Source organism: Aneurinibacillus danicus, assembly GCF_007991215.1.
Lineage (GTDB): Bacteria > Bacillota > Bacilli > Aneurinibacillales > Aneurinibacillaceae > Aneurinibacillus > Aneurinibacillus danicus.
Genome location: NZ_BJXX01000048.1, coordinates 1 through 21827 on the forward strand (window position 1 = coordinate 1; position 21827 = coordinate 21827).

Sequence of the window (21827 nt, forward strand, 5' to 3'; positions counted from 1 at the left end):
TAATGGACTAAATGATGAAAAAGATTAATAGTGAATGCAACGGTCGGCACACGCCCCGCGAGTTTTTTCCCGCTTACGAATGGAGGGAAAGTACATTTCGCTTTACAGTGATAAAGTGAAATGTACTTTCCTATACATGAACAAAAAGGGGTACCGCCAGCAAAACGCGGATTTACAACGTTAAGGAGATCTGGACACAAAAATAGCCGATTTTCACCACGTTAAAGGTGTAACCGACTTTTTTGCTATCCCTGGTTTAATTGCCGTAATGATTCTAACGTGGTAATTCCTTTTGGATCAACACGGTACTCACCAAGAAAGTTGATATGCTCCCATTCCAACGGGGACATATGTTTTAATAAATCTTCTCGTAACATACCTAACAATCGGATATAAAAAAAACCGCCGCAGCGAGGTTCACGTAGAGTCCTGATAAGCATTTATTATGGACGAAACCGTATTTTTGTCCATATCGACTCACAGGGCATCATTTTTAAACGCAATTTGACCTTAACCAAAGATTGTAATTTCCCTATTATTAATATCTAACACTTCAATCTTCACAATACCACCAAGATTATGTGACACTAAATCAGACAATGCTTTAAGCGCCATATGAAACTCATCGCTTCTTGTTTCATCTATTAATTCAATACAGAGGAATGCATTTTTCGTATTTTCCGTTAGCATCGTCCTCAGAGCTTCACGCCAATTCCAGCATCTGCATATTGCACCATCATCATCTTTATAAACAATTTCACCTTCATATGGCGAAGCGTTTTCATCATTTCCCAATGGGATAAACGGTTCGTTTCCATTTGCCTGCGTTAGCCGAATATCGCCTACAAAAGTGTCGATATCTTCTCCACCACACGGAAGCCCATAACGCAATGAAATTGAATTATAGATGTCAACAAGCGGGTTTATTGTTCCGATATGATTGCCATTTTTCACTCTTTTTAATAAAGCTTCAATGGAACACCTTGCCCCTTTCTTTGTCTTGAATTTCTGAAAAGCTTCTCGCCAAACGGATATGACTGGATTACTACTGAATTCCTCCAGACTGAGAAATTTATGTGCTTCTTTCTCTGCCTCCTGCAGCAGCTTCTCGTAGATTTCAACGTCCCTTATTGAATTATCAATCCCCTGGCAAATAACGGTGCCTATTTTTGCATGAGGGAATAACGACCAAAAATCATCTTCAATGATAAATCTAGGCATAAAATATCTCTCCATTTCATTTTACTTATTGTCTTGGTAGAATCGCTATTTGTTGTGTCACAACACGATAAATTTCATCATAATACTCTTATGTTTTTTGGGGGCTCGCAAAGATGGAGAATACCCCTAGAACAATATACAAATAACCAGTTATCCGATTCATTAACTTTGAACTCGCTTTACTACCCACAATCCGCTTTCTAATACTTGCTGCAAGAACTGCATACAGACCATCACTAATAAAAGCTAGGATAATAAATATAGTTCCTAAAAGCAAAAATTGTACTGTGACTGATCCAGCAGAAGGTGATATGAATTGCGGAAAGAAGGCTAAAAAAAAGAGTGCTGTCTTAGGATTCATTACTTCTACGAGCGCTGATTGGTAAAAAATCTTTAATGATTTTTTGCGAGGAGCTTTTGGAATTTCTGAAGTCGTTCTATCAGATGTAGAAAATAAAGTCTTACACCCCAGATAGATAAGATAAGCAGCACCCAAGTATTTAACGATATTAAAGGCTGTTGCTGATGTCATAAGGATCGCAGAAACTCCAATTGCTCCAGCTAAAACGTGAACAGAACCACCAAGAGATACACCAAGAACGGATACCAGGCCCGCTTTCTTCCCTTGATCTATACTTCTTGCCATAATATAGAACACAGCTGGTCCAGGTATTATTAACAATGTAGCAGCAGCAATTACAAATAGCCAAATAGTTGAAAACTCCATAAAATGCAACTCCTTGTTGTATTTTTGCACATGATTTAATTGGGCTCCTCCTTGATTGGTGAAAGCAAGGTTACACTTTATTTTTAAGGTTCGCTTTCATCAAGGAGGCAATTTGTTGCTCGTTTGGAAATGGAATCTGTTCCAACTGTTTTATAATGAGCTCTTGTCTGTGTAAGGAATGGTTTTGACTTACCTTTGCTTTCCCTTCAATCCTATCGATTTTTATTTTGAATCCTTGAACGCCTTTGTTCATACCAACGAGAAATTCAGCATCTACATCCTGCAATCTGTAAGAACTGTCAGGAGCTTCATACTTCAATACCATATCATTCAAGGAACTCATTAACTCGTGTTCATCCTCGATTAGCTCAACTTGTCCGTAAACATGAACGGTCACATAATTCCACGTTGGCACTGCTTGATTGGTCTCATACCAAGAGGGAGAGATATAACAATGAGGACCATGGAAAACGGCTAAGACTGTCTGATTTTGAATATCCTGCCACTGCGGGTTTGGACGGGCAAAATGACCGTACAAATAGGTTTGCTCCTTATTTAACAACAGTGGTAAATGTGTAGCGAAGGGCATTCCTTTATGAATGGAAAACAAAGTTGCAAAACTGTTCTCCTGTATGACATAGTAGGCAACAGTAACATCTTCCATCGTAAAATGCTCTGGGATATACATGTGAAACCTCCCCCAATCCTGTTTTTTACATACAACACATATCCTTTACACGGTATGATATAATTCAAGCTGACATGAAAAAAGGTACAATATTAAAAAAATCCACATGTCAGAGGGGATGCCAATGAAAAATACCATTTTTACCTTCGAAGATAACTCTCCTAAATACAAACAAATCTACGAGAAATTTAAATCATTTATTGAACAAGGCGACTTAAAGGCGAATGAGCTCTTGCCCTCCATTCGTCAACTTGCAGATTCCTTACATGTAAGCCGTAATACAACATTAATGGCATATGAACAACTTGTTTCTGAAGGGTATATTCGTGGAGAGAGCCGAAAAGGTTATTTTGTAAATGAGTTAGAACCCCTTTTATTTCAAGAAGCTCACAGCTCTTTTCATCACAAGCAAACAGAGCCGGTACCACCTGTTCGCATTGATTTCCGCGCAGACGTGGTCGATCAATCGCATTTCCCTTTAAAAACGTGGAGGAGGATCTCGAATCAGGTATTAACAGTAAAGGACAGCTTTCGATACGGGGAACCTTTTGGCGAATTGTGCCTACGCGAACAAATCGCAGCATATTTACTCCAGTCTCGTGGGGTAAGAACAGATCCAAATGCAATCATTATCGGAAGTAGTACCCAACAAATGCTTGTATACCTTGGGCATATACTGAAGGATGAGTTCCAGAGTATTATAGTTGAAGACCCTGGTTACGACGGTGCTAGGGAAGCTTTTCAATTAAATTGTTTCACGCTTGAAACTTTACCCGTTTATGAAACAGGTGCTGATTTTTCACAATTAGAACATATGAAATCACGATTAATCTATGTAGCGCCTTCCCATCACAGTCCATACGGGGTAAGCATGCCTATTCAACAACGGCATGCACTTATTCATTGGGCTGACAAGAGGCATGGATACATTATCGAAGACGATTATGATAGTGAATTTCGCTATACACAACAGCCATTTCCAGCTCTCGCTTCTATTGATTCATCAAGGGTCATTTATCTAAGGAATTTCTCAAAGTCCTTTCTTCCAGGAATCCGTTTAAGTTACATGGTGTTGCCGCAGCCCCTTTTAGATCATTATAAACATCAATTCCTTCATTTCGAAAGTACCACTTCAATTCTTAGCCAACTCACCATGGCTAAATTTATGGAAGATGGAGAATGGAATCGCCACATTAAACGCATGCGTCTTGTTTATAAACGAAAAATGCAGCACTTAGTATCAGTATTAAGAAAAGAATTTGAGCAAAATATATCCATTATTGGTGAGCAGTCTGGTTTATACTTATTAGTAAAAGTACACTTGAAGCGTTCAGAAGAATGGCTAATCGAGCGTGCTTCCTCTTATGGTGTTAAAGTGTATCCCACCTCACTCTACTTCGTTAAAAACAATTCTGATAAACCAATTATTAAACTTGGTTTTAGTAATCTTTCTTTTGATGAAATCCAGCTTGGTGTGGAGCTCTTAAAAAAAGCTTGGTCATAAAAAACACTCAGGATATCAAGAAAAGTTTTTTCTCATACAAACTCTACTTTTAGAAACCGATTTTTTCTTAACGTAGGAAAAATCGGTTTTTTCATTCTAAAAATTGTCTTAACGTATGTTTTCCACGTTTTATTGGTAGGATCCCTTTCATAAAGCATACTTTATGACACGCTGGAAAACAGGTAATATTCTGTGTGTCATAAAGTATGCTTTTTTATTTTGAAACATTTCAATTTGTTGATATACTTTTTGATATAGATTATAGGAAGGAGTTGCTATTTTTGAAACTGGGGTACGCTCGCGTTTCAGCTAAGGATCAAAATCCTGAACGACAGCTTAAGAAATTTCGTGAACTTGGAATTGAAGAACGCTATATCTTCATTGAAAAGCAAAGTGGAAAAGATTTTAACCGGCCGCAGTATCAAGCGATGCTTTTAATCATTCGCAAAGGAGATTTACTATACCTTGATGCACTCGACCGATTAGGTCGGGATTATGATGGTATCATTCGAGAATGGAAGTATATTACACGGGAGCTAAACGCAGATATTGTAGTACTGGAAAATGAGACGCTTTTTGATAGCCGGAAATTCCGAGGCATGGGCGATCTTGGAAAGTTAATGGAGGACCAATTTTTAAGCTTACTTTCTTATGTGGCCGAGCAAGAACGTAAAAAAAATAAGCAACGGCAGGCCGAAGGAATTGAAGTGGCAAAGAATAACGGAGTGAGATTCGGGCGACGTAAGTACGAGATTAATGCGGATTTCATTCGGGTGTATGATGAGTGGAAATCAGGAGCAATCACTGCGACGGAAGGAATGAAGCGTCTTGGTCTAAAGCCAAATACTTTTTATCGACGGGTAAAGGAGTATGAAAATCAAAGAAAGGTGTGGATACCTTGCGCGGAAAAGAACTCCTTACAACAGACCAGCGACTAGAATGGATGACCCCTTCCAATAGTGAATGGGAGCTTGCTACTTACTACACCTTCTCGCAACATGATTTGGAAATAATTAATCTCCACAGACGAGATTACAACCGGTTAGGCTTTGCCGTCCAATTAGCATTACTTCGTTATCCAGGATGGAGCTTAACTGATATAAAAAAGATTCCTGACTTCTTGCTTAATTATCTGGCAAAACAGCTAGATATTGATCCAGAAGTTTTTTCTTTGTATGCCCGAAGGGAAAACACGTTATGGGATCATCTAAAAGAAATCCGTGAGGAATATGGATTTACCACGTTTACAACGAACGATTATCGACGGTTGTTGAAATACTTATTTAATCTGGCGCTGGAAAACGGAAATGCTGTTCATTTGATTCGTGCAGCATTAGATGAGCTGCGTCGCTCAAAAATCATCCTGCCGGCCATTACAACAATTGAGAGGGTCGTATGGGAAGCGCGGCATCGTGCGGAAGAACGGATTTATCGCCAGATCCACGCTGCTCTAACCTCTTACCAAAAACAGAAACTAGACAAGCTTATCGAACCTGTGATTGGTACCGGAAAAAACAACACTTGGTTGGCTAAAAGAACCGACAGGACAATTCTCTCCTGAAGCCTTTTTAAAGGTTATTGAACGGTTAGATTATATACGGAGCTTGCAACTACATATCGATACTAGAACTATCCATCCCAATCGGCTAAGACAACTCTCACGCCTGGGCGCTCGATATGAGCCACAATCTTTTCGACGCTTCCATGAAGCAAAACGATATACGCTATTGGTGGCGTACCTTTTGAATCTTAGTCAAGATTTAGTTGACCGAGCATTTGAGATCCACGATAAGCAAATCTTAAGCTTGCAATCAAAAGGTCGGAAACAACAAGAGGAGATCCAGAAGCAAAATGGCAAAGCTGTGAATGAAAAAATTGTCCACTATGCCGACTTAGGAGCTGCTCTTATCAAAGCACGAGATGAGGGAATTGATCCTTTTGTTATGCTAGAAATGGTCATGCCATGGGAAAAGTTTGTTGAATCTGTAGAAGAAGCCAAGAAACTATCGCGGCCACTTAATTATGACTATTTAGATCTTTTAGAAAGTCGGTTTAATTATCTTCGAAAATACACACCTACTTTACTAAATGCATTGGAGTTTCGCTCAACAAAGTCAGCTGAACCGTTGATGAGAGCGCTCGATACCATTCGAGAAATGAACAATACCGGTAAACGAAAAGTACCTGAAGGTGCTCCTTTAGATTTCGTATCGAACCGATGGCAAAAGCATGTTTTCGATGAAGATGGGACCATTAATCGGCATTATTACGAGATGGCGGCTCTTATGGAATTGCGAAATTATGTGAGATCCGGAGATATTTCCATTGTCGGAAGCAGGCAATATAGAGACTTCGACGAGTACTTGGTACCACAAAACGAATGGAAATCCATACATTCAACCGGTACCAGATTGGCAGTAAGTCTTAATGTTGAAGAGTATCTTGAGGAGAGAACTACGTCCCTAATACATCGATTAAGGTGGGTCAGTGAAAACATCGATGCGCTTGAAGGGGTCAACGTAGAAAAAGGCAGATTACATGTTAAGCGACTTGAAAAAGACGTTCCAGAAGAGGCAAAACAATATAGCGCCACCCTCTATAGCATGCTGCCACGAGTGAAGCTGACAGATCTACTTTTAGAGGTAGCAAGCTGGACAGGTTTTGATGAGCAATTTATCCATGCCTCGACCAATCGTCCACCTAAAGCCGAAGAAAAACCGATTGTTCTAGCAGCACTCATGGCAATGGGTACCAATATAGGCTTAACCAAAATGGCTGATGCAACGCCTGGTATCTCGTATCATCAAATGGCCAATACTGCTCAATGGCGAATGTACGATGATGCAATGAACAGAGCACAAGCAACACTTGTGAACTTTCATCATCGTCGATCATTAGCGTCTTATTGGAGGGATGGAAGCACATCTTCATCTGATGGTATGCGCGTGCAAGTAGGCGTTTCGTCTCTCAGTGCCGATCCTAACCCACATTATGGATCAGGAAAAGGAGCTACTATTTATCGATTCGTTAGCGATCAGTTTTCATCATTCTATACGAAAGTTATTAATACGAACGCTCGTGATGCGGTGCATGTCATCGATGGCCTTTTACATCATGAGTCGGACTTGTCAATTGAGGAGCATTATACGGATACCGCTGGTTATACGGATCAGGTATTTGGGTTGACTCATTTACTAGGATTTCGATTTGCCCCACGTCTTCGTGATTTGTCGGATGCAAAGCTCTATGTGATCGGAAAACCTAGCGACTTTCCAAAGTTAGAGAATCTTCTACGCGGTCAAATTGATATGAAGGTCATACGTGAAAATTACGATGATGTTTTGCGCCTGGCACATTCTATTCGGGAGGGTAAAGTGTCTGGTGCGCTCATTATGGGTAAGCTTGGCTCCTATGCTCGGCAGAACAAGGTTGCTAAGGCACTTAGAGAGATGGGACGAATCGAAAAGACGATCTTTATCCTGGACTACATCTCAAGCGAATCGATGCGCCGCCGTATCCAACGCGGTTTAAACAAAGGGGAAGCAATGAATGCTCTGGCACGAGCCATTTTCTTCGGAAAACATGGAGAACTAAGAGAACGAGCTTTGCAAGATCAGTTACAACGTGCAAGTGCTTTGAACATCCTGATTAATGCAATTAGCGTTTGGAATACGGTTTATTTAGGTAAAGCTACGGATCTACTCCGGAGTAAAGGAACGTTACGAGAGGATTTATTAAAACATGTGTCTCCATTGGGATGGGAGCATATCAATTTCCTTGGCGAGTATCGCTTTGATCCGGAAAGGGTTACCACCTTAGAATCATTGCGGCCTTTAAACCAAGGATAGCAATAAAGCCGGTTACACCCTTAGCGTGGTGAAAATCGGCTATTTTTGTGTCCAGATCTCCTTAACGTTGTAAATCCGCGTTTTGCTGGCGGTACCCCAAAAAGGGCTGACCCAAAAGGATATGTAAAATACCCTTTTGAGGTGCCAGCCCCTTTTTGGCTTATTTACACCTTTATACAATAAATCAACTAATGCTTCCCCCCCTTTTTTAAATGGCATATTAATAAAATTATACAAAAAAAGGAAATTTCCTTCTTGGAGAATTAAGGTGAGCGTCCGATAATAGCCATTACGGTAATAAGATCTGAAAAATTTTACACATGTGGCCCCTTATTCCTCGAATCGTTTCCGTACCTTTATATAAAGATGAAAAAAGAAGGTGGTCCGGATTCGGATCACCTTCTTATGTGTGCGGAGTTCGCAGTGTCGTCCAATGGATTAGTGGACGTTGCGGTAGACGCCGATCACTTTGCCCAGGATGGTCACAGCAGGAAGCAAAATCGGAGCCATCGTCGGATTCTCCGGCTGCAGGCGAATGTGATTTTTTTCTTTGAAGAAACGCTTTACCGTGGCTTCGTCTTCTTCCGTCATCGCAACGACAATGTCCCCGTTGTTGGCGGTTTGCTGCTGGCGGACAATGACATAATCTCCGTCGAGGATGCCGGCATCAATCATACTTTCCCCTTGAATGCGCAGCATATAAACGGTGTCGTTGCCCACTATATTCTCCGGAAGCACGAAATATTCTTCGATGTTTTCCACGGCTGTAATCGGCATACCGGCCGTAACTTTCCCCATCACCGGCACTGTAACCGTTCTTACCGTCTCAAGCGCAGCGGCACCGCCCCGTTCACCGTCTAAAACCTCAATGGCGCGTGGCTTGGTCGGGTCCCGGCGAATCAATCCCTTCTTCTCCAGGCGGGCCAGATGGCCGTGCACCGTAGAGCTGGAAGCAAGGCCTACCGCTTCCCCGATTTCCCGCACGGAAGGCGGATAGCCTTTCTCCTTTACTTCTTTCTTTATGTAATCCAGGATGGCGAGCTGACGGCTGGACAGCTTTTTCATACCAACACACCCCATTCTATGGAATCTTTTGTTGAATTTATTATACCAACATTTGTTCCGGGATACAAACATAAGTTCTAATTTTTTATTGACAGGAACGTCTGTTCGAAATATTATAAAGAAGAACGAACGTTCTTATTTTGTTTTGGTTCTAACATACATAGACAAGCATACACTTCATTATCAGCGTAAAGACGGTTAAAGGGGGATACTGGTTTGAACAAGAAATCGTTGCTTATTGGAATTATAATTGGGATGGCTATCCTCAGCATGGCGAATCTGGTGTTCGCATCAATCGGAGGCAGTAACGCGGCCGAGCCGCAGGGCATAGAAGTGGTTGTGGAACCGGGCGATACGCTCTGGGCTATCGCTGACCGGTATAATGAGCAGGCGGACATGTCCATTAACGAGTTGCTCTTCTATATTCAACGGGCGAACGATTTGAAGTCCGCCATTGTACAGCCAGGCGATCATCTCACTATCCCTATCGAATAGACAAAAAGTTTATCATTTAAGTAAATCGTGCTATAATAGGAGAACATTTTACTTATAGAGAGGAGACTCCAGCCGGCATGGTTACCGAAGAGAAAATTAGACGAATTAACGAGCTGGCAGCCAAGTCGAAACGCACCGGATTGACGGAGAAAGAGAAAGCGGAACAGACGGCGCTGCGTAATGAATACATCCAGGCGGTTCGCGGATCCCTGAAGGCCAATCTCGATTCCATTCGTTTAGTCGATGAAGAAGGACACGAACTTGGACCGCTGCAAAGGAAGAAAAAATATAAACATTAACTAAAACCCTCCCCGCGCCCGGAGGGTTTTGTCCGTATACAAGGGAATGGGGCTGAGAGAATGAAGGTAGGATTATACGCAAGGGTAAGCACCGAACGCAAAGAGCAGGAGACAAGCTTACAGCGGCAGATGGAAGAATTGCGACAGTATGCGTTGCAAAACGGATGGACCGTCATCCATGCGATTTCTGAGCAGGAAAGCGGATTTGATTTGGAACGACCGGGGCTCATCGCTTTGCTCGAGGCGATGTCGGATGGAGATATAGAGGCTATTGTCATTCAGGATGAATCTCGGTTGGGTCGCGGCAACAGCAAAATCGCACTCCTGCATCAAATTCGCAAGTTAGGCGGAAAAGTGATTTCTCTTGACAACCAGGGCGAGCTGCAGATAAGTGAGATGGAGGGCATGGTGCTTGAGATTCTCGCAGTCGTGGAAGAGTATCAGCGCCGGCTGACCAACCATAAAATTTCGCGCGGGATGCGGCGTGCCATCGCGGAAGGATTTCGTCCTGAACAGAATTTGAAAAATACCGATCAAGGCGGACGCAGGCGCAACGATCTGCCGATGGAAGAAATTATAAAGCTGCGGCGCAAAAAGCTTACATTTGAAGAAATTTCCTTAACCTTGCGAGGGTTGGGTTATGAGGCATCCCGCGCCACCGTCCACCGCCGCTATCGTGAATACATGGAGACGCTCGCGAAAGACGAAAAAGCATAATAAGCGTCCGACTTCAAAAACCTGCCGGATTCATTGCGCCCGTGCCTATCGTCAAGAGCCGGGCGCTTTTTGCTGGAAAAACAGGAATTTGAGCGTACAATGATGGTGAAAATGAGAAAAATAGAGTATAGTAATAGTTTGAGCAACGCAAAATAACAGAAGGGATGAGGCGAGTGACCGCAATCACAAGAGAAATGGTGGAACTGCTGGCGCCCGCCGGGAACTGGGAATGTCTCAGAGCGGCGGTGGCGAATGGCGCGGATGCGGTTTTCTTCGGAGTCGAGAAGTTTAACGCCCGGGCAAGAGCGGACAACTTTCGGATGGACGAGCTGCCGGAGATTATGGCGTATCTTCATAAATATGGTGTTAAAGGTTTTTTGACGTTCAATATTCTAGTATTCGAAGACGAAATGGAAGAAGCACGGGAATTGGTAGACGCTTGTATCGACGCAGGCGTGGACGCCGTGATTGTGCAGGACATGGGGCTTGTAAAGCTAATTCGCGAGATATCCCCCGACTTCCCCATTCACGGGTCAACCCAGATGACGATTACGTCACCGGAAGCAGTTGAATTTATGAAACAATACGGCCTTGAAGTTGTTGTATTAGGCCGTGAAAACAATTTAAAACACATTAAAACGATTGCCAGCAAGACGGATACGCCGCTTGAAGTATTTGTGCACGGCGCGCTGTGCGTCTCCTATTCCGGCCAATGCCTGACTTCGGAGATGTGGGGCGGCCGTTCCGCAAACCGAGGCGAATGCGCGCAGGCCTGTCGTTTGCCGTATGATTTGATTGTCGATGGCGTTCAAAAAGAGATGGGTAACATCGCCTATTTATTATCTCCAAAAGATCTGGCGGCCATCGATTTGATTCCGGAATTGATTGAAGCGGGGGTAACATCGTTTAAAATCGAAGGGCGCCTGAAATCTCCGGAGTACGTGGCCAACGTGGTTAGTAAGTACCGTAAAGCAATTGATGAATACTTTGAGGGGAATGAGTACGAGCCATCTGCCGCGGATATGCGCGAGCTGCAGCAAAGCTTTAGCCGCGGATTTACGCACGGATTCCTGGAAGGAACCAATAATAAGAAGCTGGTGGACGGTACGTTCCCGAAAAGCCGCGGCGTGTATCTGGGCACGGTGAAAAAAGTGCTGAAAGATGCGGTGCTGTGCGAGTTGGAAGCTCCACTGAAGCGCGGAGACGGCATCGTGTTTGATGCAGGCAACCCGCAGGAAAAGGAGGAAGGCGGGCGCGTCTACGACTTGCGCAGAAAGGGACGGAAAATCGAGGGCGAAGTACAGGACGGTCTCATTGAAATCGTTCCGGGGCGCCACGATGTCAAGCTTAGCCGTGTGCATGTCGGCGATAAGATTTGGAAAACAAGCGATCCGGAACTTGATCGCAGACTGCGCAAGACGTTCGAGCATGACCGTCCATACCGTCCGTTCCCGCTCTCTGTGCGCGTTACCGGCAGCGCAGACAATCCGCTGGTATCCATCTGGCGCGATGATAAAACCGGCGGCGAGGTAACGGTTGTCTCTGAAGTAAATCTTGAGCAGGCGATGAAACGTCCGCTGAACGGCGACTATTTGTATGAACAATGGGGACGCCTCGGCGGCACAATTTACGAGCTGCGCGAGTTGGAACTGTCACTTGAAGGCGATGTAATTGTTCCGGTGAAAGAGTTGAACCGGATGCGCCGTGAAGCGGTCGAGCGGCTCATGGCGCTTCGTGAACAGCCGCGCACGTATATCCGACGGGAACCAAAAGAACGTGAGGCACTTCATATCCGTACGAAAGCAAGCCGTGCAGCAGCGGAAGCACCGAAACTCATCTCGCTGTGCCGTACAATGGAGCAGATACACGCGTCCGCACAGACGGATGTAGACTATATCTATGCTGATTTTGAATTTACTCGCGACTACCCGGAAGCTGTGGCGGCAGCACGCCAGCACGGCAAACGTATTGCACTGGCCACACCGCGCATCCACATGCCGGGCGAGCAGGGCGTGTTAAACGGTATCCTGAAAGCGAAGCCGGATGCGATTCTCGTTCGCAATACCGGTGCGCTGCAGTATTTCAAACAAGCGGGTGTGACACTTCCGCTGTTCGGGGATTTCTCCCTGAATATCGCCAATCACAAAGCGGTGGAGTTGTTCCTCGAACACGGCCTTACGAAAGTAACACCGTCATATGATCTGAACATTCAGCAGATGGTAGATATGCTGCGGGTGTCGCCGACAGAGCGCATTGAGCTGGTGATTCATCAGCACTTGCCCATGTTCCATACCGAACATTGCGTATACTGTACGTTTTTAAGCGAAGGGACGGATTATACCAACTGCGGGCGTCCATGCGAAAGCCACCGGGTGTCCCTGCAGGATCGCATCGGCATGTCGCATCCGGTCCGCGTCGACATCGGCTGCCGAAACACAGTATATAATGCGATCGAGCAATCGGGCGCCGAATACATTTCGAACTTCCTGGAGCTTGGCGTGCGAGAGTATCGCGTCGAATTTTTAGAGGAAGACAGCGATAAAGTGCAGGAGGTTCTGCGCCTGTACCGTGAAGCGCTGAACGGAGAGAGAACCGGCACAAGTGTCTGGCGCTCCCTTAAAGCGACGAACCAGCTTGGGGTGACACGGGGACAACTGGTAAAGTAACGAATACGAATGTAAAGCTAGCAGTATGATAGGGGTGGATCGCCAGCGCGGTGATTCGCCCTTTTTCTGTGAAAATCATGAGGAAAGAAGGAAGGGGAAGAAGAAATGAGATCCAGGGAAGAAAAAGGCGTTCGCCTTTTTCTACATTTACGCTCTCTTCTTCAGCTTTAATAGAGTCTCTGGATTATTTTTGTCGAATAAAAAGGAAATTTGTACTAGTATATTGGGCCTTAATCTATTGTGTGTCGAAAAAAACAATACCAATGAATAGAAATTAAAGCTAGAATAAAAGCGTAACCAAAGTTGTGTATCGATACATACCTCCTAATAGGAATCTATCAAAACAATCAGCATGCTATGAGAAAGAAAACGGACAATTGTGTGGGATGGTGAAGAAAATGAAAAAGCTAGCATTGGCCGCTCTCTTATCCATGGTCATCGCAACCCCGGTATCCGCCGCTTCGTATACCGTGAGCAAAGAGGATACCCTGTTTAAAGTCAGCAAACAATTTGGCGTCTCCATCGACGAAATTAAGAAGGCAAACAAATTGAGCAACGATGTTATCAAAGTGGGACAAGTCCTAAACATACCGGGAGCCAAACCGGCGTCCCGCGGCGAAAGTACAACGCAGCCCAAGGTTGCTACCCAGCACATAGCGGCGAATACGACCAAACGCAGTGCAACGGTATTATCTGTCCAACCAGCAAAAACGAATGCCGCTCCGGCTACATCAAAGACAACACAAACAAGCAAGCCGTCGGTAAAGAAACCGGCAATAGCTGTTACGCAGAATCAAATGACAAAGGTTTCGAGAGAAGAGACGAGAACGCCCGATCCGTCTCAAATGAATGCAGTCATCAACAATTTGCTGAACGTTCCGTACAAGTGGGGAGGCATGACCCCGGAAGGCTTTGATTGCAGCGGCTTTACTTCATATGTATTTAATTCCATCGGCATTACGCTGCCGCGTACCTCGCAAGCGCAATTTGATGCAGGACAAAGTGTAGAAGAAGGAGATTTAAAGCCGGGTGATTTGCTGTTCTTCGATTCGGAGAAAAAAGGCATGATTACCCATGTCGGGATATACATAGGCAACAACCAAATGGCGCATGCCGCATCCAAAAACGTTCGCATCGACAACCTTGACTGGTATTTTAAAAACTATCAATACTATGGCGCAAAACGATTCTTCTAAATTTGACCTCTTGTTTTTTAAAAGAATTATGCACTCATTTCTGCGCGGAACGTCAAAAATCGTTCCGCGCAGAAATGTTGTCCACTTTCTTATTTTTTGTTATAAAGCACTTTCTTCCTTCCCCTTTCCTTTTTTCATGTTTACGGTTCCAGTATCAAATAAGATTTGTTGATTGTTCTATGTCATTTTTTTATTCATACGCTATACAGGAAACAAAACACATTATTATATTGAATTTTTAGAAAATATAGATTATATTAATGTTAAAATTTACATATAACATACTATCCGGTCAGTATGCTAGCTAAAGGAGGATGGTTATGAATTTCGATTACTCCGAGAAAGTGCAGAAGCTACGCAGCTCGCTTATTGAATTTATGAATGAAATTGTCTATCCGAACGAAAAAACGTATGAAGAACAGCTAAATCAAGCCGACAGCCGCTGGACTATTCCCCCTATTATGGAAGAGATGAAGCAGCAGGCCAAAAAAGCCGGGTTATGGAATTTGTTTCTGCCGGACAGCGAATATGGTGCAGGCCTAACCAATCTGGAATATGCCCCGCTGTGCGAAATCATGGGCCGCTCTTTTATCGCACCGGAAGTATTCAACTGCGCGGCTCCCGACACCGGCAATATGGAAGTGCTTGTCCGCTATGGCACACAGGAGCAGAAGGACAAATGGCTGATCCCGCTCCTTGAAGGCGAGATTCGTTCCTGCTTTTCGATGACCGAGCCGGACGTCGCCTCCTCGGATGCAACCAATATTGAGGCGTCTATCGAGCGGGATGGCGGGGACTATGTCGTGACCGGACGAAAATGGTGGTCTTCCGGCGCGGGGGATCCACGCTGCAAGATTGCAATTGTGATGGGCAAGACGGATCCGAGTGCACCGCGTCATGAACAGCAGTCGATGATTCTCATACCGCTGGATACACCGGGTGTGAACATTACACGCACACTGCCGGTATTCGGGTATGATCATGCCCCGCACGGCCACGCAGAGATTGACTACGATCATGTGCGTGTACCGGCCGACTCGATTATCTGGGAAGAAGGCAAAGGATTTGCCATTGCTCAAGGGAGACTGGGACCGGGACGTATTCATCACTGCATGCGTCTTATTGGAGCCGCGGAACGTGCGCTTGAAGAATTATGTAAGCGCGTTCAACAACGCATTGCGTTCGGCAAAACCTTGGCACAGCAGGGCGTTATTCAGGATTGGATTGCCACTTCCCGCATTGAAATCGAACAGGCCCGCCTGCTAACGCTTAAAGCGGCTTATATGATGGACACGGTCGGAAATAAAGTGGCTAAAGCAGAGATTGCGATGATTAAAGTGGTCGCTCCCAATATGGCCCTGCAGGTGCTGGATCGGGCGATTCAGGCGCTTGGCGCTGCGGGTGTCTCCGATGATTTTCCTTTGGCCGCACACTGGGCGAACGCACGCACGCTTCGTTTGGCCGATGGCCCTGACGAAGTGCACAAAGCAGCGATTGCAAAAATGGAGCTGAAGAAATACAAAGACTTGAACGCACTGACCGTATAAAACCAGGAACTAACGATAAAACCAGGAATGGGAGCGTGTGACATGAACATACAACAATTGTTTGATTTAACGGGGAAAACGGCCATTGTAACCGGCGGGGGCCGGGGTTTGGGTGCACAGATTGCGGAAGGATTCGCCGAAGCGGGGGCTAATCTTGTCCTGTGCTCACGCCGGGTAGAAGCCTGCGAGGAAACGGCCGAGCGGATTCAAAAGGAGATAGGGGGGCAGTGCCTCGCCTTGCCATGTGATGTACGAAATCCGGAAGAAGTGCAGCGGGTGGTCGATCAGACGATGGAACGCTTCGGCCGTATCGACATTCTCGTCAACAACAGCGGTGCCTCCTGGGGTACGCCCGCCATTGATATGCCGTTAGATGCATGGAACAAGGTAATGGATATTAACGTGACCGGTACTTTTCTCATGTCGCAGGCTGTAGGCCGGGTGATGATAAATCAAAACGCCGGCAAAATCATCAATGTCGCCTCTGTCGCCGGATTGGTCGGTACCGATCCGCGCTTTATGGACGCGATAGGATACAGCGCGAGCAAAGGGGCCGTGATTTCATTCACAAAAGATTTGGCAGTAAAATGGGGGATCCATAACATCAACGTCAATGCGATCGCTCCGGGATTTTTCCCGACTAAAATGACCAGAGAACTCTTGGAGCACAACGGAGAACATATTCTTAACCATACTCCGCTCAAACGATATGGTACCGAGTATGATTTAAAAGGAAGCGCTGTGTTCCTAGCATCCGATGCTTCTAATTATGTGACCGGAGCTGTAGTGGTCGTCGATGGCGGCATGTCAGCCATGTAGCCGAAACGAAAGGTAAACATCTGTTTAATAGATTGAATTATTTAAAAACTATATGAAAGAAGCTTAATGTTCCATGAAATGAGAGGGTACTACGGACGATGAGGAGGAATTTAATGATGGTACGCGCCCACTTTGCCCACTGGCCAACACACATTTCGACGACACTTTCGGTCCCGGAAACGACAATTGTCGATAATTTGGAAGTCACTGCCCGCCGCTACCCTGATAAAACCGCCATTCTTTATTATGGCACCTCCTTTTCCTACCGTACGCTGCTGGAAGAAGTAAATCGCATGGCGGCATACCTGCTTCATATTGGCGTCAAAAAAGGGGACCGGTTGCTCTTGTACATGCAGAACAGTCCGCAATTTATGATCGCCTACTATGCCATCCTGCGGGCCGGCGGCGTGGTCGTTCCGATCAATCCGATGAATATTACAGAGGAGCTTGCCCACTACATTGAAGACGGCGAGATTCGCACAGGCTTCGTCAGCCAGGAACTGTATGAACGAATCACCCCGCTGCTTGCGTCAAGCAGTCTCGAACGTTTGATCCTCGCTACTTATTCCGATTACTGCGCCAGCACGGCGGAGGAAGTGCCGAACATAGTCAAAGCGCCGCGTATGATTGTGTCTTCGCCGCATGTGACACCGTGGACAGAGGCCATGGCACTTGAAGTAAAGGCAGGCCCTTTCCCCGAAACAAGCGCACGGGATCTGGCCGTACTCCCATACACATCCGGTACGACAGGCAAACCGAAGGGCTGCATGCATACGCACAAATCGGTACAGGCCAATATCGTATCTACCGCTTTCTGGAGTCCGATGAGTCCCGAGACCACGGTGCTGACGACTCTGCCGCTGTTTCATGTTACCGGCATGGTCCACAGCATGCACGCACCTATCTATATCGGCGCCACCATGGTCGTCATGACACGGTGGGATCGCAATACGGCGGCACTGCTGATTGAGCGACACCGGTGCACACACTGGACCGTGATTAGCACGATGGTGGTTGATTTTCTAGCAAACCCGCGCCTGGGTGACTACGACATCAGTTCGCTTGAGGTGATCAACGGAGGTGGTGCGCCGCTGCCGGAAGCGGTAGGCGAGAAACTGTATCAGGTGACCGGCATTCGCTTCGCGGAGGGGTACGGACTCTCCGAGACCATGGCGCAGACACATTTTAACCCGATAGATCGCCCGAAACTACAGTGTTTAGGCGTACCGGCATTCGATGTTGACGCACGGATTATCGATCCGGAGACATTGGAAGAGAGAGGTCCGAATGAGGAAGGCGAAATTATCGTGAACGGCCCGCAGGTGTTCGAGGGTTACTGGCAACGTCCAGAAGAAAACGAGAGCGCTTTCATTGAACTTGACGGCAAACGCTTTTTCCGTACCGGCGACATTGCGCGCTATGACGAAGAGGGCTATTTCTTTATCGTCGACCGCGTCAAACGTATGATTAACGCCTCCGGTTTTAAAGTATGGCCATCCGAAGTGGAATCGATTCTGTACAAACACCCGGCTATCCAGCAAGCCTGCGTTATCGGCGTGCCGGATGAGCGGAAAGGCGAAGAAATTAAAGCATATGTCGTTCTGCACGAAGACAAGCGCGGTCTGGTAGATGAGAGCGAGATTATCGATTGGGCACAGGAGCATATGGCGGCCTACAAGTATCCCCGCATTATAGAATTTGTCGAGGCGCTCCCGGTGTCGGGCAGCGGAAAAATTCTCTGGCGCAAACTGCAGGAAGCCGAATGGAATAGAGCGGGCAAATAACGGTGTATCATCAGACCCGGCGGGTGGGAGAAATATAGAAGTGGGGGTCTCTTGTGCAAAAATGATGAAAGACAAAATTCTTCAGCAGAGCATCGCTCTTTTTGAAAAGAACGGATTCAGCGAGACGTCCATCCAAGACATCGTAAATATGCTGGGTGTGACAAAAGGTACTTTCTATTACTACTTCACCAGCAAAGAACAGTTGTTGATGCAAATTCACCTGCAGTATATTGATAACATTCTTGAGCAGCAGCGCCGCATTATCGACCATTCTGATAAATCGTGGAAGGAGAAACTGTTTGATGTCGTTTACATGCTGATTCACCAGATTGAATCGCACGGGGCAAGCGCCCGCATTTTTTTTCGCGAACTTATCAACGTAAAAGGCGATTTTCTTAATGAGATTTTGGCCAAGCGCGACCAATTTCGTTTCAATTTTCAATATTTGATTGAACAAGGAATCGCAAACGGCGAATTTCGCGACGATTTGCCGGCGGACATGATGACGTTCGCCGTGCTCGGTGCCTGCAACTGGAGCTATATGTGGTTCAAACCGGAAGGGCCGGTGCCCGATAACGAAGTCGCGTGCATCTTTGTCGAGGTGTTTCTTAATGGAATGAAGAAGTAAGCAGCTTGTTTGGCTGCTTTTCTTGTTTTGTCACGTGTTTTTTGTTGAGAAGCAGGCCTATAGAAGGTATGATAAAAATGAAAAAGTGTAAAGAAGTCGGCAAAGGCGAAAGAAAGGGGAAAAGCAGGCGTCATGAGTAAAAACATCGTTCTCTTAGGAGCCGGGTACGGGGGCATCTCGTTTTTAAACACAGTGCTACCGCACATTCCGCCTGATGTCCGAATTACGGTCATCGACAGGCTTCCGCACCATACCATTAAACCTGAATATTATGCGCTGGCCAGCGGATCGCTAAACGAAAACAAAGTGAAGGCGGCTTTTCCTGTACATAGCCAGGTCGATTATATCCAGGACGAAATCGAAGAAATTCAGATTTCTTTCCATAAAGTCATCTGCAAGCAGCAGGAAGTCCGGTTCGATCAGTTGATCGTGGCGCTGGGGTGCGTAGATAACCATTTCAACGTACCGTGGGCAGAAGAATACACAGAAAGCATTCAATCTTTTTCCAAGGCGATGAAGACACGCGCGAAAATCGATAACCTGCCGCCCGCAAGCCGGGTTGTTATTATCGGTGGGGGGCTTTCGGGCGTAGAATTTTCCAGTGATTTAAGCGAGCAGCATCGAGAGTTAAATATTACGCTTCTTGAGCGTTCGGAAGAGGTGTTATCCACGCTGCCGGACCGCATCCGTAAATACGTACGACAGTACTTGGATGACCACGGAGTGGAGGTGCTGACCAACGTCAGCGTGACGATGGTAGACGACAAAGCCGTTTATTACGGTCCGGATCGCACGGCGCTGCCATACGACGTATGTGTGTGGACGGCGGGGATCATGCCGAATCCGCTCTCCAATCCGCTGCTTGCCTACAGTAATGCGGATCGCATGAACCGAATTGTGGTGAAAGAAAATTACGAACTGCCGTATTACAATGATATATTCGTTGTCGGCGACTGTGCAAGTTCGGAATTTGCACCTAGTGCACAGTTGGCGCACATCCAGGGCAAGCAGCTCGGCGAATACTTTATATCTGTGTGGAAGGGACATGAATACCGGCCGGAGCCGATTAAACTAAAAGGCGTGCTTGGTTATCTGGGCAAGAAAACCGGATTTGGACTTGTGAATGACAACATCTTATTGGGTAAAGTTCCAAACGTTATCAAGTCTGGTGTCCTCTGGATGCATAAGCATCATATGGGCTAGCGCATAAAAAGGGCCTTCTGCTTGCAAAGCGGAAGACTCTTTGTCAGCCTTCTGCGGTAAAACTGCAAAAAAAGAAAACCGTTGGTGACCGATTTTTCATGTCTGGGTTGCGGCTGGAAAGTCATAATGCTAGTCATATGTTCATATATAGTAATGATATAAAGATAGTTATATGATGATAGGAAAGCGTTTTCGTTTGCTGTTTGAATAGAGGTTTCGTAATTTATTTGCCAGGAGGGAGAAAATGTTCAAAACCATCATCCAACCACGCGTATCGGAAACAGACGGTGTAGGCCATATCAATAACACAACGGTTCCGGTATGGTTTGAGGCCGGACGGAATGAGCTTTTTAAAATATTTACGCCTGATTTGTCATTCGCCAACTGGAAGCTCGTTATTGTTAATACAAGCATCGATTATGTGAGCCAAATCTATTACGGAAAAGAAGTTGAAGTTCGTATATGGGTGCAAAAAATCGGCAATTCGAGTTTGGTTCTGCATGAAGAGATGCATCAGAATGACAAGCTGTGCGCAAAGAGCCGGACAACCTATGTAAACTTTAATCTTGCCGAACAGAAATCAGAGCCAATCCCACAACAGATTCGTGAACAACTTACAGAACATATGCTTGAGATACATACTGCGGAGATCGAGTCATAAACGAACGGTAAAAAAGCCAGTAAAATAAATTTTTGCCGGCTTTTTTATTTTCATCTTTTTTATCTCAAAATATCAATAAATCTTAATTTATGAGAAATATTTTCCTTACGTCCGATAATATATATTATGTTAACTAATAAAAATCCAGATGTACCACAACTCCCCGCTCCTGTCCAACTGTATATCGGATTATTACATCAATGACGGATTTGTTAGCTTATAACATCCGGCTTTTCTCTAACTGGAATACAAGGAGTAAGATTACAATAATTACTCACTTTTGAATTTGGTTCTTACAAATTATCCTCAGTTCTATTAACGTACAGCTTGGAGCCAATCTTACTCATATTATCGCATAACTAGGAACTCATCCCATCTGGAGCAAACTTCTCCTAAAGGTATTAAATTGATATTTTTGCATCTTACTTCTTCAGATAGGTCTGGTTATTCTAATTAGGATAGCACCTAATGAAATGCTATTGAGGATGGCTAGTACATTCTAGCCTCCCCAGCAGTACAGAAACGACAATGTCACCAACCTTCAGGTTATTCTCAGTTTAGAAAAAATAAAAAGCCGCTAAACCTGATTTTCATGTCAGGGTTGCAGCTGAAAAGCCATGGGAGTTTTATTTAGAATTTCTCTTTATTGCTATCATATAAGCTCCTCATCATTTACCATTAATCTTCCAATATAATAATCTGATGCTTTCAGTTGGCGGACTAATCTTTTGGAAAATGCTTTCTTTATTGAAGCTATAT

17 protein-coding genes and 1 pseudogene are annotated in these 21827 nt (G+C 45.2%); 14 read left to right on the forward strand and 4 right to left on the reverse strand.

Features of this window, described 5'->3' with window-relative positions; genetic code table 11:
* Nucleotides 1–510 precede the first annotated feature (510 nt).
* The 3 genes from ADA01nite_RS05280 to ADA01nite_RS05290 form a co-directional block, all read right to left on the reverse strand.
* Nucleotides 511–1221 carry a B3/B4 domain-containing protein gene (locus tag ADA01nite_RS05280; RefSeq protein ID WP_146808915.1) on the reverse strand — a complete coding sequence of 237 codons (711 nt, stop codon included), beginning with the start codon at nt 1219–1221 and terminating at the stop codon, nt 511–513.
* An 88-nt stretch (nt 1222–1309) separates the two neighbouring features.
* A complete protein-coding gene (locus ADA01nite_RS05285) occupies nt 1310–1948 on the reverse strand; it encodes a LysE family translocator (RefSeq protein ID WP_146808916.1) in 639 nt (212 codons plus the stop codon).
* A 70-nt stretch (nt 1949–2018) separates the two neighbouring features.
* Nucleotides 2019–2636 (reverse strand): FMN-binding negative transcriptional regulator, encoded by a 618-nt coding sequence (locus ADA01nite_RS05290; protein WP_146808917.1) that lies wholly within the window; start codon nt 2634–2636, stop codon nt 2019–2021.
* Nucleotides 2637–2760: 124 nt separating this feature from the next.
* Between ADA01nite_RS05290 and pdxR the strand changes: the two genes are divergently transcribed.
* The 3 genes and pseudogenes from pdxR (at nt 2761) to ADA01nite_RS05305 (ending at nt 7988) form a co-directional block, all read left to right on the forward strand.
* Nucleotides 2761–4140, forward strand: coding sequence for a MocR-like pyridoxine biosynthesis transcription factor PdxR (gene pdxR / locus ADA01nite_RS05295; RefSeq protein ID WP_146808918.1), 1380 nt, complete (start codon nt 2761–2763; stop codon nt 4138–4140).
* A 281-nt stretch (nt 4141–4421) separates the two neighbouring features.
* The gene (locus ADA01nite_RS05300) at nt 4422–5078 is read left to right on the forward strand and encodes a recombinase family protein (RefSeq protein WP_146808919.1); all 657 of its coding nucleotides are present in this window, start codon (nt 4422–4424) and stop codon (nt 5076–5078) included.
* A gap of 5 nt (nt 5079–5083) precedes the next feature.
* Nucleotides 5084–7988 (forward strand): annotated as a pseudogene (locus ADA01nite_RS05305) (Tn3 family transposase).
* 438 nt (nt 7989–8426) lie between these two features.
* Here the strand turns inward: ADA01nite_RS05305 and lexA are convergent.
* Nucleotides 8427–9053 carry a transcriptional repressor LexA gene (lexA, locus tag ADA01nite_RS05310; RefSeq protein ID WP_146808920.1) on the reverse strand — a complete coding sequence of 209 codons (627 nt, stop codon included), beginning with the start codon at nt 9051–9053 and terminating at the stop codon, nt 8427–8429.
* 216 nt (nt 9054–9269) lie between these two features.
* Between lexA and yneA the strand changes: the two genes are divergently transcribed.
* The 11 genes from yneA to ADA01nite_RS05365 all read left to right on the forward strand — a co-directional run bounded on the left by yneA (nt 9270) and on the right by ADA01nite_RS05365 (nt 21068).
* A complete protein-coding gene (gene yneA / locus ADA01nite_RS05315; RefSeq protein ID WP_146808921.1) occupies nt 9270–9548 on the forward strand; it encodes a cell division suppressor protein YneA in 279 nt (92 codons plus the stop codon).
* A gap of 77 nt (nt 9549–9625) precedes the next feature.
* A complete protein-coding gene (locus tag ADA01nite_RS05320; protein WP_146808922.1) occupies nt 9626–9847 on the forward strand; it encodes a DUF896 domain-containing protein in 222 nt (73 codons plus the stop codon).
* Between the two features lie 60 nt (nt 9848–9907).
* A complete protein-coding gene (locus ADA01nite_RS05325; protein ID WP_146808923.1) occupies nt 9908–10564 on the forward strand; it encodes a YneB family resolvase-like protein in 657 nt (218 codons plus the stop codon).
* 164 nt (nt 10565–10728) lie between these two features.
* A complete protein-coding gene (locus ADA01nite_RS05330) occupies nt 10729–13230 on the forward strand; it encodes a U32 family peptidase (RefSeq protein ID WP_174760592.1) in 2502 nt (833 codons plus the stop codon).
* A gap of 398 nt (nt 13231–13628) precedes the next feature.
* The gene (locus tag ADA01nite_RS05335) at nt 13629–14426 is read left to right on the forward strand and encodes a C40 family peptidase (protein WP_170230153.1); all 798 of its coding nucleotides are present in this window, start codon (nt 13629–13631) and stop codon (nt 14424–14426) included.
* A 320-nt stretch (nt 14427–14746) separates the two neighbouring features.
* Nucleotides 14747–15973 carry an acyl-CoA dehydrogenase gene (locus tag ADA01nite_RS05340; protein WP_146808925.1) on the forward strand — a complete coding sequence of 409 codons (1227 nt, stop codon included), beginning with the start codon at nt 14747–14749 and terminating at the stop codon, nt 15971–15973.
* A gap of 42 nt (nt 15974–16015) precedes the next feature.
* Nucleotides 16016–16792: an SDR family oxidoreductase gene (locus tag ADA01nite_RS05345; protein WP_146808926.1), complete on the forward strand. Its 777-nt coding sequence runs from the start codon at nt 16016–16018 to the stop codon at nt 16790–16792.
* Between the two features lie 116 nt (nt 16793–16908).
* Nucleotides 16909–18576, forward strand: coding sequence for a long-chain fatty acid--CoA ligase (locus ADA01nite_RS05350; RefSeq protein WP_146808930.1), 1668 nt, complete (start codon nt 16909–16911; stop codon nt 18574–18576).
* A gap of 64 nt (nt 18577–18640) precedes the next feature.
* Nucleotides 18641–19204: a TetR/AcrR family transcriptional regulator gene (locus ADA01nite_RS05355; protein WP_146808931.1), complete on the forward strand. Its 564-nt coding sequence runs from the start codon at nt 18641–18643 to the stop codon at nt 19202–19204.
* Nucleotides 19205–19336: 132 nt separating this feature from the next.
* Nucleotides 19337–20407, forward strand: coding sequence for an NAD(P)/FAD-dependent oxidoreductase (locus ADA01nite_RS05360; RefSeq protein ID WP_146808927.1), 1071 nt, complete (start codon nt 19337–19339; stop codon nt 20405–20407).
* 244 nt (nt 20408–20651) lie between these two features.
* Nucleotides 20652–21068 carry an acyl-CoA thioesterase gene (locus tag ADA01nite_RS05365; protein ID WP_146808928.1) on the forward strand — a complete coding sequence of 139 codons (417 nt, stop codon included), beginning with the start codon at nt 20652–20654 and terminating at the stop codon, nt 21066–21068.
* Nucleotides 21069–21827 lie beyond the last annotated feature (759 nt).

What these genes read in the sequence shown, in the direction of transcription:
- ADA01nite_RS05280 (WP_146808915.1), bottom strand. Translation starts at nt 1,221, where the DNA reads ATGCCTAGATTTATCATTGAAGATGATTTTTGGTCGTTATTCCCTCAT.
- ADA01nite_RS05340 (WP_146808925.1), top strand. Translation starts at nt 14,747, where the DNA reads ATGAATTTCGATTACTCCGAGAAAGTGCAGAAGCTACGCAGCTCGCTT.
- ADA01nite_RS05335 (WP_170230153.1), top strand. Translation starts at nt 13,629, where the DNA reads ATGAAAAAGCTAGCATTGGCCGCTCTCTTATCCATGGTCATCGCAACC.
- ADA01nite_RS05325 (WP_146808923.1), top strand. Translation starts at nt 9,908, where the DNA reads ATGAAGGTAGGATTATACGCAAGGGTAAGCACCGAACGCAAAGAGCAG.
- lexA (WP_146808920.1), bottom strand. Translation starts at nt 9,053, where the DNA reads ATGAAAAAGCTGTCCAGCCGTCAGCTCGCCATCCTGGATTACATAAAG.
- ADA01nite_RS05360 (WP_146808927.1), top strand. Translation starts at nt 19,337, where the DNA reads ATGAGTAAAAACATCGTTCTCTTAGGAGCCGGGTACGGGGGCATCTCG.
- ADA01nite_RS05330 (WP_174760592.1), top strand. Translation starts at nt 10,729, where the DNA reads ATGAGGCGAGTGACCGCAATCACAAGAGAAATGGTGGAACTGCTGGCG.
- pdxR (WP_146808918.1), top strand. Translation starts at nt 2,761, where the DNA reads ATGAAAAATACCATTTTTACCTTCGAAGATAACTCTCCTAAATACAAA.
- ADA01nite_RS05320 (WP_146808922.1), top strand. Translation starts at nt 9,626, where the DNA reads ATGGTTACCGAAGAGAAAATTAGACGAATTAACGAGCTGGCAGCCAAG.
- ADA01nite_RS05355 (WP_146808931.1), top strand. Translation starts at nt 18,641, where the DNA reads ATGAAAGACAAAATTCTTCAGCAGAGCATCGCTCTTTTTGAAAAGAAC.
- ADA01nite_RS05285 (WP_146808916.1), bottom strand. Translation starts at nt 1,948, where the DNA reads ATGGAGTTTTCAACTATTTGGCTATTTGTAATTGCTGCTGCTACATTG.
- ADA01nite_RS05350 (WP_146808930.1), top strand. Translation starts at nt 16,909, where the DNA reads ATGGTACGCGCCCACTTTGCCCACTGGCCAACACACATTTCGACGACA.
- ADA01nite_RS05290 (WP_146808917.1), bottom strand. Translation starts at nt 2,636, where the DNA reads ATGTATATCCCAGAGCATTTTACGATGGAAGATGTTACTGTTGCCTAC.
- ADA01nite_RS05365 (WP_146808928.1), top strand. Translation starts at nt 20,652, where the DNA reads ATGTTCAAAACCATCATCCAACCACGCGTATCGGAAACAGACGGTGTA.
- ADA01nite_RS05345 (WP_146808926.1), top strand. Translation starts at nt 16,016, where the DNA reads ATGAACATACAACAATTGTTTGATTTAACGGGGAAAACGGCCATTGTA.